Source organism: Bibersteinia trehalosi (genome assembly GCF_004346205.1).
Taxonomy (GTDB): Bacteria; Pseudomonadota; Gammaproteobacteria; order Enterobacterales; family Pasteurellaceae; genus Bibersteinia; species Bibersteinia trehalosi.
Genome location: NZ_SMAM01000003.1, coordinates 148,836 through 164,905, shown reverse-complemented (window position 1 = coordinate 164,905; position 16,070 = coordinate 148,836). Strand labels below are relative to the sequence as shown.

Genomic DNA, 16,070 nt, shown 5'->3' with positions numbered 1-16,070 from the left:
CCGTGATATTAAGCCGATATTTAACCAAAGAAATCGCCAAAAGCCTGATTGCGATTTTGTTTATTTTTATCGTTATTTTCTTCAGCCAGCAGCTAGTACGTGTGCTCAATTCGGCTGTCAGTGGCAAAATTCCAACAGATTTGGTGCTTAGCCTTATTGGGCTAGGTATGCCAACAATGACACAATTTATTCTTCCCGTTTCACTCTTTTTTGCCCTGATTTTAACCCTTGGCCGTTTCTATTCTGAAAGTGAAATCACCGTAATGCGAGCCTGTGGCGTGGGATCGGGGATTTTAGTCAAATCTGCGTTAATGCTTTCTGTGCTAATGACTGCACTTGCTACTTATAATGTATTTTGGCTTACTCCTTGGGCAATTGATAAACAAAGTGAGATTTTAGCGGAAGCGAAAGCCAATCCCCGTTTTTCCGCATTGACCGCAGGGCAATTTATCTCTGCCGGCGGTTATGTCCTTTTTATTGAAAGCATTGAACAAAATAAAAACCAAATCAATGATGTTTATGTTTTTCAACCTGATCAACAGAAAAAAAATCGTCCATCGGTCGTGGTCGCAGAAAGCGGTGAGTTAAAAGGTTTGCCAAATGGCGATCAATTGCTCACATTAAAAGAGAGCCGCCGCTATGAAGGGACACCGCAAACGGCTGATTTTCGTATTTCGCATTTTGAAGACTACACAGCTTATCTTGGCTACCAAGATGTTGATTCTGAAGAAAAATTGGTACAACGTGCCGACTTTTCGACTTTAGTCGCTACAAACTCTCCTGAAGCTAAAGCCGAATTACAGTGGCGTTTAGCCTTAATTTTTGCTGTGCCATTAATGGCATTAATTGCCGTACCATTAAGCAAAGTGAATGCTCGTCAAGGTCGCTATGCCAAATTCTTCCCTGCGGTACTGATTTTCTTAATCTATTTCCTATTACAGAGTTCACTGAAATCAGTGGCGGGGAGTGGCAAAATCAATGCAAATAGCGTGATGCCACTTGTATCAGTCGGCTTTTTACTACTCGGTATTTTGATGAATGTGTGGGACACTAAAACAATTTCCGCATTACGTTACCGACTCAGTGCAAGAAAAGGGGCATAATCCAATGAATATTCTAGAACGCTATATCGGCAAAACGATTCTGCTCTATATTTTTGTAGTTCTGCTCGTTATTATGGGGCTTGCTGGCATTATTAAATATGTGGAAGAGTTCCGCCATGTGGGTAAAGGAAGCTATGACGCATTAAGTGCGGCTTACTATACCGTACTTATGTTGCCCAGTGATTTAGAAAATTTCTTTCCTGTAGGCGCATTAATCGGTTCATTACTGGGCTTAGGTACATTGGCAAGTAATAGCGAATTAGTGGTGATGCAATCGGCAGGCTTTTCCCGTTTTAAAATCGGGTTTGCGGTGATGAAAACAGCGATTCCATTGATGATTTTATCAATGGTAATCGGCGAATGGGTTGCACCACAAACCGAGCAATTTGCTCGTAATATGCGTGCAGTTGCCCAAAGTGGAGGCTCAATGCTTGCTACACAAGCAGGCTTTTGGGCAAAAGATGGTTCAGATTTTATCTACATTCGCCGTATTACCGATGAACAGAATCTGAATGATATTTTGATTTATCATTTTGAAGAGCGAGAACTGAAATCGATACTTTCTGCGGAAAAAGCAACTTTCCAGTCAGGCAATGAATGGCAACTACAAAATGTACAACAAGCGGTCATTAATGATGAAAAAATTGCACAATCACAATTGGCCGACCAGCCTTGGAAAACCAGTATTACGCCAAGCAAATTAGGGATTGTTTCACTTAAACCGGAATCTCTTTCAATTTCAGGCTTGGCAGATTATGTGGGGTTCTTAAAAGACACAGGACAAGATGCTAAACGCTTTGAGATAACCTTTTGGCGTAAACTTTATGAACCACTTGCAATGGCAGTCATGATGCTACTGGCAATCTCCTTTATTTTTGGTCCATTAAGAAGTAGTGCAATGGGCTTGAAAATTGTGATTGGCGTTATCGCCGGTTTCAGCTTTTATGTGGCAAATATCGTTTTCGGCAATTTAACCTTAGTCGTTTCTTGGCTCCCCGTGGCAATTAGTGCATTAATTCCAAGCATTGTTTGTATTTTAATTGTGTGGTGGTTGTTGAGTAAAAAAAGAGATTAATTTTCCATTATTAATTATTCATTGCAAACTATGTCCCAACCCCGTTTCGTACACTTAAAAGTACACAGTGATTTCTCAATGATTAATGGCTTAGCCAAAGTGAAGCCATTAGTAAAAGCCTGCATTGCCAATAATATGGTGGCAATGGCGATCTCCGATTTTAGTAACTTTTGTGGACTTGTGCGTTTTTATGGCGAAGCACAGGGCTCAGGCGTTAAACCACTTGTTGCGGTGGATGTTCTCGTTCGCCCAGAGCCAGAGAGTGAAGAGCGCTTTGAACTGACACTGCTTGCCAAAAATAATACAGGTTATCAAAATATTACCTTACTCATTTCAAGAGCCTATCAACAAGGCTATTTTGATCTCCCTGTGCTAGAAAAAGCATGGCTTGCTGAGCTTGCCGATGGCATTATTGTGCTATCTGGTGGGCGAATGGGAGATGTCGGCAAAGCCCTGCTCAAAGAAAACGATATTGAAGCAGAGAACTTACTTAGTTTTTATCAGCAACATTTTCCAAACCACTATTATCTTTCTCTTTGTCGAACAGGACGTGTAGACGAAGAACGCTACATTCAGCAAGCGGTCAAATTTGCCAAAAAATTTGCCATTCCGTTAGTGGCTGTCAATGATGTGATGTTTCTCAAAGAAGAAGACTTTGAAGCACATGAAATTCGAGTTGCTATTCACGATAGCTACACTCTTGATGATCCTAAACGCCCTAAAAAATACTCACCACAGCAATATTTCCGTTCAGAGGCGGAAATGTGCCAACTCTTCGCCGATTTACCACAAGCCTTAGAAAATACGGTGCTAATTGCCAAACGCTGTAATGTGACGATTCGTTTGGGTGAATACTTTTTGCCGAATTTCCCCACAGGCGATCTCTCTACTGAAGAATTTTTAGTGCAAAAATCCCGTGAAGGCTTGGAAGAGCGTTTAGAATTTCTCTTCCCAGATCCCGAAGAGCGAAAAAACAAGCGGTCGGTTTATGACGAAAGATTGCAAGTTGAGCTAGACGTGATTAACCAGATGGGCTTCCCTGGTTACTTCCTGATCGTGATGGAATTTATCCAGTGGTCGAAAGACAATGGTATCCCTGTAGGCCCTGGGCGTGGTTCTGGTGCTGGCTCGTTGGTGGCATATGCATTAAAAATTACGGATTTAGATCCACTCGAATTTGATCTTCTTTTCGAGCGTTTCTTAAACCCTGAACGTGTTTCAATGCCCGATTTTGACGTGGACTTCTGTATGGAAGGGCGAGATCGAGTCATTGAGCACGTTTCAGAAACTTACGGTCGCCAAGCCGTTTCACAAATTATCACCTTTGGTGCGATGGCGGCAAAAGCCGTTGTGCGTGATGTAGGGCGTGTGCTTGGACACTCCTACAGTTTTTGCGACCGCATTTCCAAACTCATTCCACCTACCCCAGGTATGACACTGGAACAGGCTTTCAAAGAGGAGCCAAAGCTACAAGAACTGTACGACAGTGATGAGGAAGTTGAAGCGCTGATCGACATGGCTCGCAAGCTTGAAGGTGTTACCCGTAACTTCGGTAAACACGCAGGTGGCGTAGTGATTGCCCCAACCGCAATTACTGATTTCTCACCACTCTATTGTGATAATGAAGGGCTACACCCTGTTACCCATTTTGATAAAAATGATGTGGAATATGCAGGGCTGGTAAAATTCGACTTCTTAGGGTTACGTACGCTCACTATCATCAAATGGGCGTTGGAGATGATTAATACTCGCCTTGAAAAAGAGGGTAAAGCACCAGTACGTATTGAAAGCATTCCATTAGATGATAAAAAATCTTTCGACCTTTTACTGAAATCTAAAACCACCGCGGTATTCCAGTTGGAAAGTCGCGGCATGAAAGATCTGATTTCTCGCCTAAAACCCGACTGTTTTGAAGATATTATTGCACTAGTGGCTCTGTTTCGTCCTGGACCGCTAGAATCGGGCATGGTGCAGAACTTTATCGACCGTAAACACGGTAAAGAAGAAGTTTCTTACCCCGATCCACAATATCAGCACGAGTGTTTAAAACCGATTTTAGAGCCCACTTACGGCGTTATTGTTTATCAAGAGCAGGTGATGCAGATCGCACAAGCGCTTGCTGGTTATACACTGGGTGGAGCGGATTTACTTCGTCGTGCGATGGGTAAGAAAAAGCCAGAAGAAATGGCAAAACAGCGCTCAGTATTTGAAGCAGGTGCTGAAGCCAAAGGGATCAATGGTGAATTAGCGGGTAAAATTTTCGACCTTGTAGAGAAATTCGCAGGCTATGGTTTTAACAAATCGCACTCTGCTGCCTATGCGTTAGTCTCCTATCAAACCTTATGGCTCAAAGCACATTACCCTGCGGAATTTATGGCAGCGGTGATGACTTCCGAGATGGATAATACCGATAAAATTGTTGGCTTCTATGATGAATGTATCAATATGGGGCTAACCGTTGTACCACCAGATGTAAACAGCGGAAAATACCGTTTTAGTGTTAATGAAAAAGGTGAGATTGTTTACGGTTTAGGCGCAATTAAAGGCGTAGGCGAAGGCCCAGTTGAAGAGTTATTACGGGTACGTGAAGAAGGGGGAATTTTTAAAGATCTATTCGATCTCACAGCTCGTGTCGATTTGAAAAAACTCAATCGCAAGACCTTTGAGGGACTGATTATGTCAGGCGCATTCGATAAACTAGGGCCACACCGTGCAGCATTGCTCAAAAATCTCGAAGATGCTTTAAAAGCGGCAGATCAGCATTCAAAAATGGAAGAGATGGGGCAAAGTGATATGTTCGGCGTGCTCACTGAAACCCCTGAAGAAGTGCAGAATGCCTATGCCAATACGCCGAAACTCTCTGAACAAGCCATTTTAGAGGGAGAAAAAGCCACTCTTGGCTTATACTTAAGTGGGCATCCTATCGGGCGTTTCTTAAAAGAACTGGCACACTATGCCCCAACTCGTCTAAATGAATTGCAGCCAACTTTCCGCGGACAAAATATTACTGTAGCAGGGATTGTGATGGCTTCTCGTATTGCGGTAACGAAAAGAGGCAACCGTATCGGTATTGCCACTATTGAAGATAGATCGGGTAAACTGGATCTCACGCTATTTTCGGAAGCATTGGAAAACTATGGCGATCTCTTACAAAAAGATGCCATTATTATTGCTACAGGTTCAGTACAGCACGATGATTTTAGTGGCGGTTTAAAAATGTCAGTGCGAGAGGTGGCAAGCCTAGATGAGGCTCGTAGCCGCTATGCAAAAAGCTTAGCACTTGCGATTAATCAAGAACAAATTACGCCTGCGTTTATTAAAGATCTTAAAGGGATTATTGAACCCAATAAAGAGGGCACTCTGCCACTACATTTTTACTACCAAAGCCCTACAGGACGTGCATTGGTACGTGGTGGCGTTGAATGGCGAGTAACACCAAAAGAAAATATGCTGGTGCAATTAAAAACGCTACTTGGTGAAAATGCAGTAGAGTTAGAATTTGAGTGATCTGTCGCTCAAAGTAAGCGGTCAATTTCGCATAAAATTTTACAAAGGAAACCTTATGCAGTTGCAACAATTTAAAACACAGTTACCAACCATCGCAACCGTATTGGTGGCTTTGTTTTTTATTTTGGTACTTCACTTTAGAATTAGCTATAACTTAATTCCAATGCTACTAAGCCTGCTCGGAATAGTGTTACTTTATCCGCAAATTAAGCAACGAAAATGGCAATTAGCTCAAACAGATAAATGGATTATCGCCACTTTTAGCCTCTATTTTCTGCTTTTTGTTATCTCATTAATCCTTCATCAAAGCAAAATACGGGAACTTGATCTACCAGCACGTACATTGTTATTACTCCCTATTCTTGCCGTTTGCTATAAAATTCAGCTAAAAACAATTTGGATCTTATATGCTATTGTGCTTGCAACAATCACAGCTGCTGCGATAGGCATAGTACAATTTTTCATTTTAAAGCTACCGTTTCTCTTTCCCGCCATGATGTATATTCAAGCTGGGGATATTTTAATGTCGCTATCACTATTTTCTTTGACAAGCGCTTTCTATTTTAAGCAACAGCAAAGTAAGTGGTTTATTTTAGCTCTGCTTGCAACTAGCTTAGGTATTTTTACCTGTTTACTTAATCAAGCTCGAGGTGCTTGGGTAGCGGCGCCATTCATTGTGATTTCACTCTTTGTGCTAAATCGTCATTTGCTCTCAAAATCTGTCGTGGTAACACTACTTATTGCAGCTGCGATTGCTGCTTTCTTTGCTGGACATTTAGTACAAAAACGTTGGTCGCAAGCACAACAAGAAATCACCTATTATCTTGAAAAAAATGATGGTACTACTTCGGTCGGTGCTAGACTAGATATGTGGAAAAGCGCTCTCATTGGTATTCAAGAAAAACCATTGTTTGGCTGGGGATTAGAAGGTGTAAAACAATTACGAAAAAAACATTATGAACAGCGTATTATCTCTGAATATGCATCTCAGTTTACTCATGCTCACAATCAATATTTGCACGATGCTAATGTGCGGGGGCTATGTGGTTTAGCTGCTTTATTAGCGCTATTTTTCGTCCCCTTAAGCATTTTCTTTAAAAATATGCGACAAGAGAGAAATAATACACAAAATCATTTGTGGGGTTCTCTAGGAATCATACATATTTTATCAACTATGGGTTACTGTTTAACCCAAGCGTTTTTCTCGCATAATTCAGGAATGATGTTCTACATTTTTTGTACCCTGCTTTTCTTAGGTCTGCAACAGAATAGCTTAACCCAAGCATCCTTAGGAAATAAATAATGTTACGCTTTTTCTATACCTCTTTAATTCATTTAATTCAACCATTACTCCTATTGATAATGTACAAACGTGGCATTAAGCAACCGGAATATCGCCAACGCTTAAGCGAACGTTACGGTATCTATAACGATCTTGTACAACCAAAACCACAAGGCATCGTTATTCACGCCGCATCTGTTGGGGAGGTGATTGCAGCAACCCCGCTTATTAAGCATTTGCAAAAAAACTACCCTAGGTTACCAATTACCGTAACAACGGTGACACCGACAGGGTCTGCGCGGGTAAAAGCAGCCTTTGGCGATCGCGTTTCACATTTCTATCTACCTTATGATTTGCCTTTTGCTATTCGTCGTTTTATCCGTTTCGTACAACCTAAATTATTTATCGTTATAGAGACCGAATTATGGCCTAACCTGATTCGCCAGATGCGGCTTAGTAAAATCCCGTTTATTATTGCTAATGCTCGTCTATCGCCACGCTCAGCTAAACGTTATGGCTGGATTCGCTCCTCAGTTGAAAATATGTTGGCAGAAATTGAGCTGATTTTAGCGCAAGATAGTGTCAGTGCCGAACGCTATATTTCTCTCGGTTTTCCTGCCGAAAGGCTAATTAATACAGGCAACTTAAAATATGATCTGGTAATTGATGATAAACAGCGCCAAAAAGTGCGCGATACAGCTATAAAGCTCAATATAACACATCGCCCAGTTTGGATTGCTGCCAGTACACATGAAGGCGAAGAGCGAATTATTTTAGAAGCTCATATTAAACTATTAAAAAAATACCCTGATTTACTGCTTATTTTAGTACCTCGCCATCCAGAGCGTTTTGACTCTGTTGAGCTGTTAGTACAAAAAATGAATTTAGCCTATATCAAGCGTTCAAGTCACCTACCAATTATGGAAAATACCCCTGTATTACTTGGTGACACCATGGGGGAAATGATGATTTTATATGGGTTAGCACAAATTGCTTTTGTTGGTGGCAGTTTAGTTAAACATGGTGGGCATAATCCGCTCGAACCTATTGCATTTGAGCTTCCCGTGATTTCAGGCCAACACACATTTAATTTTCCGGAAGTATTCAGTAAACTACGTGAAATGAATGGTGTGATAGAAATTCAGAGCAATTGTGATAGCCTTGTCGAAGCGGTTGATTATCTACTTGAACATCATGAGAACGGAAAAAAGATTAGCCAAGCAGGCTTTGCTGTATTACAAGAAAATCAAGGGGCGCTACAACGCCACTTAGATTTACTCGCAAAATATATTGAGAACTAAAAATGAACATCGCAATTTATGCAGGAACGTTTGATCCAATTACTAACGGGCATTTAGATATTATTCAGCGTGCCACCCAACTATTTGATAAAGTGATTATTGCTGTGGCAGAAAATCCTTCGAAAAATCCATTATTTGAGCTCAAACAACGTGCCGAGCTTGTGCAACAAAGCACCGCCCATTTAAGTGGTGTTGAAATCGTGGCATTTAGTGGTTTACTTGTAGAACTTGCTCAAAAATATAAAGCAAAATGCCTCATCCGCGGTTTACGTGGCGCCGACGATACCGAATACGAAATTCAACTCGCACAGCTTAACCAAAAATTGGCAGGCACACTGGAAACAATCTTTTTCCCCCCCGCAGTAGAGTGGCGTTACCTCTCTTCAACAATGGTACGCGAAATTTTTCGCCATCAAGGGGATGTTGCGCAGTTTGTACCAGAATGCGTACATTATGCTATCAAGCGGTTAAAATTTTAGAAAAATTTACAAAATAGGACATCACATGAACTCAATACCACAACAAGATAAACAAAATCTTATTTGGATCGATCTCGAAATGACAGGGCTTGACCCTGAAAAAGAGAGAATCATTGAAATTGCGACAATCATCACTGATAAAAATCTCAATATCCTAGCTGAAGGCCCTGTACTTGCCGTGCACCAGTCCGATGAGCTACTTGGTAAGATGAGCGAATGGTGTGTAAAAACTCATACAGCAAATGGCTTAGTTGAACGAGTAAAAACCAGTAAATTAACCGAACGTGCGGCAGAGTTACAAACATTGGATTTCTTAAAAAAATGGGTGCCGAAAGGCGTCTCACCTATTTGTGGTAATAGCATTGCACAGGATAAACGCTTTCTTTACAAATATATGCCTGAACTTGCTGAATATTTTCACTATCGCCACTTAGACGTGAGTACGCTAAAAGAACTTGCCAGCCGCTGGAAACCTGAGATACTAAAAAAATTTAGTAAAACTAACTCTCATTTAGCGTTAGATGACATCCGAGAGTCAATTAATGAACTAAAATTTTACCGTGAACACTTTATCAATTTGGAAGAATAATGTCACAATCTGATTTTTTTTACTGTGCCGATGAAACTCAACTTTTACAATTCGGTCATAGCTTGGCACAAATATTAAAGCAACAGCTAGATACTCAAAGTGAAAATGGCTTAATTATCTATTTAAATGGGGAATTAGGTGCAGGAAAAACGACCCTTACTCGCAGCATCGTGCAAGCTTTTGGACATCAAGGCAATGTAAAAAGCCCAACTTATACCTTAGTTGAGGAATATAATCTGCCTCCTTATGCGTTATATCACTTTGATCTTTATCGCTTAAGTGATCCTGAAGAGCTGGAGTTTATGGGAATTCGCGATTATTTCCGCCCGAAAACGCTCTGTTTATTGGAATGGGCGAGCCGAGGAGAAGGTATGATTCCACCGGCTGATTTAATTATCCAAATCGACTATGCTCCACAAGGTAGGAATATTCAGTTGCAGCCACAAAATCCGGTTACAGAGCAGCTTGTTGCAAATTTTTACGCAAAATTGACCGCTTGATAAGGAATAATAAATACTATGACAAAATTTATCCGCCAATTTACTCTCGGATTAGTTAGTCTGCTAATTGCTATTAGCGCACAGGCAAAACTAACGATTGCAATTGACGCAGGACACGGAGGAAAAGACCCCGGAGCTATCGGTAAAAATCTTGGGCTAAAAGAGAAGGAAGTCACTCTTGCTATCGCCCGAGAATTAAAAGCATTACTGGATGCCGATCCAAATTTTAAAGCAGTTATGACTCGTAATGGTGACTATTTTATCCAACTACCCAACCGAACAGAAATCGCTCGCAAGGGTAAAGCAAATTATCTGGTTTCCATTCATGCAGATTCCTCACCAAGCTCAGATAACTTACGTGGTTCATCGGTCTGGGTTCTGTCGAATCAACGTGCAAGTGATGAACTAGGAAAATGGCTTGAAGATCGTGAAAAACAATCTGAATTATTAGGGGGGGCTGGCTCGGTATTATCAAATGCAAACGAACGTTATTTAAACCAAACCGTGCTAGATTTACAGTTTTCTCACTCACAACGTGCAGGCTATGAATTAGGGAGAAATGTATTATCAAAATTGGCGAATGTCTCACCATTGGCAAAGAAAAATCCACAGCATGCTAGCTTAAGCGTGTTACGTTCACCTGATATTCCATCTATTCTCGTTGAGACTGGTTTTTTATCCAATCCAACAGAAGAACAGCGCCTTGCAACAACAGCTTATCGCAAGCAGGTAGCCCGAGCAATTTATCAAGGTTTGGTAGCTTATGCGAATAAAACCGCTCGCTACACTACCCCAAAAACCGTATACAAAGAAGATAAATCAATAAAAGCACAAAGCGATTCGGCTAAAAAAATAGAGACTAAAAAATCAACAAATACCACAAATGCAGAAGAGAACAAAAAAGTCGCGGCCCAGTCTAAGACAACAGCAAAAATAGAAAGTAAATCCAAAGAGAAGGACAATAAATCATCAGCTAAAAACACAGAACAGGGCAAAAAAAATCAAGAGAAAAGTGTAAACCCTAATGCAACACACCACATTGTGGCGCAAGATGAAACACTTTACCGTATTGCCTTAATGTATAAAACTACCCCAGAAAAACTCAGCCAACTCAATAATATCAAGAATAATAATATTCGAGTTGGTCAGCGGCTTAAAGTGAAGTAAAAAATAGCCCAAGCCGAATGGCTTGGGCTATTTTTATATCACAAAGCCTTAATCAGAAAAGCTACGTTTAAAACCACATCATCAACCAAATTCGTTTTGATCTTTTTCATCTCTTTGCTTTTTTACTTTTCTTCTTATCTTTGTACAAAAGCACTATAGCTATACGCTGTTAGTGTTTTTACCTTATTCTCCGACACTTTTAAAACCATATTTTTATGATGGTTCTTTTTTGTTAATGAGATCACATTTTTGCAACAAAATAACAAACAACATTGACACAAAATGAAATGCGTATTAATTTCAATTTCATCCGCTGTATTCAAAGAGGTAAACCACCATCTTTTATAGGAGAATCATGTATGAAAGAACTTAAACAATGTTGCTTACATCATGTATCAGGAGGAGCTATTGCGGTCAGTAGCGGATGCCCAGAATGTGATGATTTCTTTGGAATAGAAGAAAATACTAAAGAACTACCTGCCACTAGTTGGGATAACTGGGGAGGAAAATATTCAGGATTAGGATCATTAATTGGTGGTAGATTCGGTTTTCAAGGAGCTGTCATTGGATATGCGGTAGGAACTGCTGTTGATGTAATTAATTTTAATAATTTAGGATAAAACTATAAGAATTATATCATCAGTGAAATAAAAGATGGAAATATTCCTGCGGATTAGATTATGAAAAATAATAAAAAACCACCTATATTTGGATTCTTAATAGCCGTATTAATAATGCAGACATATCATAAATATGTGGAAATACATTTTATTTATGGAATATTGATTGATGTATCAATATTACTGGTAGTACCATTTTTATGCGGTAAATTATTTCAATATATAGCTAATTTGTATAAAAAATATGTTTCGTGAAGAAGCCATTAATCATCAGAAATGGAAAAGCACCGCTGTACTAATCAGTAAAGTACCTGCTTGGTTGGTCTTTTCCGTTTCTTTCTTTATTTTCACCGCCTTTATCCTATTTATTATCTTTGGCAGTTATACCCGAAGAGAAATTGTTGTCGGTGAATTAGTGATGCAATCTCATCCGATTATTGTTTCTGCTCCCAAATCGGGCTATATCTCTGAAAGTTATGTTGAAATCCATCAAGCAATTAAAAAAGTGATCCGTTATTTAAAATTACGTTAGATCGTATTACCGATAGCGGAAATATCAGTATCAATTCGATTAATTTATTAAAATCTCAAATTACGGCAACAGAAAAAGCGATTCAATCCTTAGAAAACAATAAGAATGAAACAATTAAAAGTCTAAATAAACAAATTGATAACTATAAATCGATTCAGCAAGATAAATCTAATTATTTGGTTGAAGTGCGCAAAAGTATGAATGATTATGCTGAATTGTTAAAAGTCTATCAAAAATTATTTAAGCAGGGGCATTCCTCCCACGATGAAGTAAATAATCAACGTTCAAGGTATTTCCAACAAAGAACGATTTTTAATGATGTGACGCAAGAATTGGTTCAGCTAAAGTCGAATATTCTAAATTTGGAAAATGAAATTGAAACCCGTAAAACCGACTTTGATAATCAGATTATTCGCTATGAAATGCAAAAAAGCGATTTGGATATTCGTTTAATGGAGCAGGAATCGGTTGCCGAAATTATTGTGAATGCTTCAGCCGACGGTATTGTGGAATCGACCGGTGTAACAGTCGGGCAAATTGTGAAAGAAGGTGACGTACTTTCACAGATTATTCCTCAAAATAAGGGCGATTATCAGCTGGTGGTTTGGGTACCAAACAGTGCTGTTTCTTTTATCAATACCGACGATGAAGTTAATATCCGCTATGAAGCCTTTCCGTTTGAAAAATTCGGTCAGTTTAAAGGGAAAATAAAGCATATTTCTACTTTGCCCGCTTCTTTGCAGGAGCTCAGTTTTTATAAAAATCTGCCACAAAATATCGAACAGGGGATGGTCCCACTCTATAAAACACAGATTGAATTACAAGATCAAAATGTAAATTACAATAATAAAACCCTCTATTTTATGAGCGGAATGAAAGCGGAAATTACCTTATTTTTAGAAAACCGTAAATTATACGAATGGATGCTGTTCCCTATGTATGAATTAACCAAAAATATGGAGTAGAAATGAAAGGAACAAAACATTACCCAAACAAATTATTAACAAAATATTGACAATATGACTACAGTTTGATTATAGTATTGATTCGCATTATCGTTACATTTCATACTTTTTCATATTCATTTTTTCTGAAGGAATGATTATTCAATATCATCTATAGTAAGTAGGTATAATAATTATAATTCTGTTTTTGTGATAAAGGAGATTTATGTGAAATATTTTTAATAGTATTAATTGTAATTATAAACTTATAGATAGGTATCTTATGAAAGAATTAAAAACTGAAGATATTGTTGAAGTAACCTTATATGGAATAAAAGATATACCTGAAGATAAAAAAGAAAAACTTCAGGATTTCTTTGGAAATTATCTTATATCAGCGTTTTGAATTTTTGTTATTAATGCATGGTGTTTTTATATGTATATTAAAGTACTATTTTTTACTCTAAGCGTAACCATTCCGTTTATCTATAAATTGTTTATGGAATATAGAGACTATAAAACTTTCTTTAAGAAATCTCTGTCTAGGATTTAATTTATCTCTCTATTTTCCAACCTGTTTTTTTATGCAAAAGATAATTATATGAAAAGTGAAGGAGGTATATATATTTTAATAAATGCGACAAGTATTGGCATTATATTAATATTGTTTTTTTTTATTATATTCAAAATTAAAAATATAATTAAAGGAGAGTAAATTGAAAGAGCTATCAGTTGAACAATTAAGTTTGGTATTTGGAGGTTCAAAAAATAATGAGCCTGATTTAGCTTCTTATGGTGTTGCGTTTGCAACTGGATTTATTAAAGGTGGTGCATTAGCTGGTGTTTCGAGTGCTTCTGTAAATTTAGCACTTGATTTAGCTCGTAGTCTTCCTATTACAGTGAACGAGGAATCCTTACCAATGGGAATGACAGAATTAATCCCATCATCTTTGCCAATAAAACCGAATTTTGGTACATCAAAGATTATAAATTCAAAAAACCAATCAGGCTCAGACTATGGTGATGGTTGTAACTACCAATAATTAAGGAGAAAAAATATGAAAATTAATTTCTCTATTTCTTATCAGGAATTTATTGAACAATATTTTGAAAATAGAAAACCGTAAATTGTACGAATAGATGCTGTTCCCAATGTATGAATTAACCAAAAATATGGAGTAACAATGAAAGGCTTATAAGGTCATCCAAACAAATTATTAACAAAAATTGACAAGCAGTTAGTTTTTTTGATTATGATATTTATTCTTATTAGCGTTTGCTTAATGCAAGTTCACCTATAAATTCAGTCTTTCATGGCGGGGTATTTTATTAGGATAGTAATATGTTTGATTTTATTTTTTTAATATTGATTATAGTAATTCCTGTGGTTATTGTTAAAATATTGGATTTATTTTTGTTTAGTAGATTATTTAAAGAAAAAAAACAAAATGGCAATGCTCAAATAATATCTTATATATTGATAATATTATTAATTGCAATATATAAGAATAATTTTTAATTACATTATAGGAGAATAAAAATGAAAGAATTAAGTATTCAAGATTGTCAAATAGTAAATGGTGGGGCTGCAGAAGGATTTATCAGTAATTCATCTCAAGGAATTAAAAGTAGTTTAAATTCATCCTCAATTTGCAACAACCAACCAGGCTCAAACTATGGTGATGGTTGTAACTACCAATAATTAAGGAGAAAAATATGAAAATTAATTTCTCTATTTCTTATCAGGAATTTATTGAACAATATTTTGAAAAGAAACCTTTATTAATGAAGGGGGCTGTTTCTCATCAAGATTTACTCTCTTGGAAAGAGATTAATGAAGTATTGCCAAGATGTGATCTGATTTCCGAAGATGCGATTAAATTAATGTATAAAGGTCAGAAATTAGAAAAGTCCCATTATTTAGAACAGTATGATGATTTAGGTACGCTTCGCTATAAATTCCAAGAAGAAAATTTATATAATTTCTTACGAGATGGGGCAACATTAGTGGCAAACGGTATTGTAAACGAGCCAAGTGTCGATGTTTTCTCTCAGGAAATCGCCCAGTTTACTGGTTGTCATATCTTTTCTAGCTTATATATCGCTTTTAATACACAGCGTTCATTTAAAAGCCATTGGGACAGCCGTGATATTTTTGCGGTTCAAATGCAGGGTAAAAAACGTTGGATTATTCACGCCCCGACATTTAAAAATCCGTTATTTATGCATCGCAGTAAAGATATGCCAGAATACGATCCGAATTTAGATGATGTGTATATGGATATTGTTTTAGAAGCCGGAGATATTCTCTATTTACCTCGTGGCTGGTGGCACGACCCTGTTCCAGTTGGAGAAGAGACTGTCCATTTAGCAGTAGGGGTATTTCCTGCCTATGTCAATAATTATTTGACTTGGATCGCTCAAAATATGGTTGAAAAAGAAATTGCCCGAGCCTCTTTATCTTATTATGAAGCTGACAAAGTATTTCTTGAAGAATTGGCAAATCAAACTGCAGAATACATAAAAGATAGAGAAAATTATCGGAAATTTATTGAAAATTTCTATGATAAAAAACGGATTGAAAAACCGCTGAATTTGGAAACTTTTGGAAATTGTCAATGTAATTCTATGTCAGAGAAGCAAAAAATTTCATTTAAAACTAAAAACCACTATTTTAATTATGAAAATAAAATTGTTTCAAATGGTTATGGAATTTCTCTAGATAAAGAATTTAGTGAAATTATCACTTTGCTTAAACAAGGTGATGAGTTTACATTAGAACATCTTCTAAAACATATACCTGAAGATAAAAAAGAAAAAATCTCAGAGCTTATTTGGCAATTATCTTATATCGGTGTTCTGAAAATAAGTGAATAAGATAAACATTACCATAATTCTAATTTGTAAAGTATATGCTGTTCTTATAAATTAATTGAAGTAGGAGTAATAATGAAATGTAAGAAACATTATC

The 16,070-nt window shown here is 37.6% G+C and carries 16 protein-coding genes; all 16 read left to right on the top strand.

Features of this window, described 5'->3' with window-relative positions; genetic code table 11:
* Positions 1-2: 2 nt before the first annotated feature.
* The 16 genes from lptF to EDC51_RS04280 all read left to right on the top strand — a co-directional run bounded on the left by lptF (position 3) and on the right by EDC51_RS04280 (position 15,976).
* Positions 3-1,103 (top strand): LPS export ABC transporter permease LptF, encoded by a 1,101-nt coding sequence (lptF, locus tag EDC51_RS04345; RefSeq protein WP_064318843.1) that lies wholly within the window; start codon positions 3-5, stop codon positions 1,101-1,103.
* Between the two features lie 4 nt (positions 1,104-1,107).
* Entirely contained in the window at positions 1,108-2,178 is a 1,071-nt protein-coding gene (gene lptG, locus EDC51_RS04340; RefSeq protein ID WP_131928266.1) for an LPS export ABC transporter permease LptG, read from the top strand.
* Between the two features lie 30 nt (positions 2,179-2,208).
* Positions 2,209-5,685 carry a DNA polymerase III subunit alpha gene (gene dnaE, locus EDC51_RS04335; RefSeq protein ID WP_131928265.1) on the top strand — a complete coding sequence of 1,159 codons (3,477 nt, stop codon included), beginning with the start codon at positions 2,209-2,211 and terminating at the stop codon, positions 5,683-5,685.
* A 55-nt stretch (positions 5,686-5,740) separates the two neighbouring features.
* The gene (locus tag EDC51_RS04330) at positions 5,741-6,988 is read left to right on the top strand and encodes an O-antigen ligase family protein (protein ID WP_131928264.1); all 1,248 of its coding nucleotides are present in this window, start codon (positions 5,741-5,743) and stop codon (positions 6,986-6,988) included.
* On the top strand, positions 6,988-8,268 hold the full coding sequence (gene waaA / locus EDC51_RS04325) for a lipid IV(A) 3-deoxy-D-manno-octulosonic acid transferase (RefSeq protein WP_125134565.1): 1,281 nt from the start codon (positions 6,988-6,990) through the stop codon (positions 8,266-8,268). Before EDC51_RS04330 ends, waaA begins: the two co-directional genes overlap by 1 nt.
* Before the next feature lie 2 nt (positions 8,269-8,270).
* Entirely contained in the window at positions 8,271-8,747 is a 477-nt protein-coding gene (gene coaD / locus EDC51_RS04320; RefSeq protein WP_131928263.1) for a pantetheine-phosphate adenylyltransferase, read from the top strand.
* A gap of 25 nt (positions 8,748-8,772) precedes the next feature.
* A complete protein-coding gene (gene orn / locus EDC51_RS04315; protein WP_015433015.1) occupies positions 8,773-9,336 on the top strand; it encodes an oligoribonuclease in 564 nt (187 codons plus the stop codon).
* Complete coding sequence (tsaE, locus tag EDC51_RS04310) at positions 9,336-9,836, top strand: tRNA (adenosine(37)-N6)-threonylcarbamoyltransferase complex ATPase subunit type 1 TsaE (RefSeq protein WP_025289652.1); 501 nt, start codon at positions 9,336-9,338, stop codon at positions 9,834-9,836. Before orn ends, tsaE begins: the two co-directional genes overlap by 1 nt.
* 18 nt (positions 9,837-9,854) lie before the next feature.
* Positions 9,855-11,003 (top strand): N-acetylmuramoyl-L-alanine amidase, encoded by a 1,149-nt coding sequence (locus EDC51_RS04305; protein ID WP_131928262.1) that lies wholly within the window; start codon positions 9,855-9,857, stop codon positions 11,001-11,003.
* A gap of 359 nt (positions 11,004-11,362) precedes the next feature.
* Entirely contained in the window at positions 11,363-11,623 is a 261-nt protein-coding gene (locus EDC51_RS04300; RefSeq protein ID WP_131928261.1) for a hypothetical protein, read from the top strand.
* 244 nt (positions 11,624-11,867) lie between these two features.
* A complete protein-coding gene (locus tag EDC51_RS04295; RefSeq protein ID WP_131928260.1) occupies positions 11,868-12,155 on the top strand; it encodes a hypothetical protein in 288 nt (95 codons plus the stop codon).
* Positions 12,156-12,352: 197 nt separating this feature from the next.
* Positions 12,353-13,120 carry an HlyD family secretion protein gene (locus tag EDC51_RS04290; RefSeq protein ID WP_231882711.1) on the top strand — a complete coding sequence of 256 codons (768 nt, stop codon included), beginning with the start codon at positions 12,353-12,355 and terminating at the stop codon, positions 13,118-13,120.
* A 262-nt stretch (positions 13,121-13,382) separates the two neighbouring features.
* A complete protein-coding gene (locus EDC51_RS10990; protein WP_282957649.1) occupies positions 13,383-13,505 on the top strand; it encodes a hypothetical protein in 123 nt (40 codons plus the stop codon).
* Between the two features lie 310 nt (positions 13,506-13,815).
* Complete coding sequence (locus EDC51_RS04285; protein ID WP_131928259.1) at positions 13,816-14,142, top strand: hypothetical protein; 327 nt, start codon at positions 13,816-13,818, stop codon at positions 14,140-14,142.
* A gap of 497 nt (positions 14,143-14,639) precedes the next feature.
* Complete coding sequence (locus EDC51_RS10840) at positions 14,640-14,801, top strand: hypothetical protein (RefSeq protein ID WP_170169267.1); 162 nt, start codon at positions 14,640-14,642, stop codon at positions 14,799-14,801.
* 14 nt (positions 14,802-14,815) lie between these two features.
* Entirely contained in the window at positions 14,816-15,976 is a 1,161-nt protein-coding gene (locus EDC51_RS04280; RefSeq protein WP_131928258.1) for a cupin domain-containing protein, read from the top strand.
* Positions 15,977-16,070: the final 94 nt, after the last annotated feature.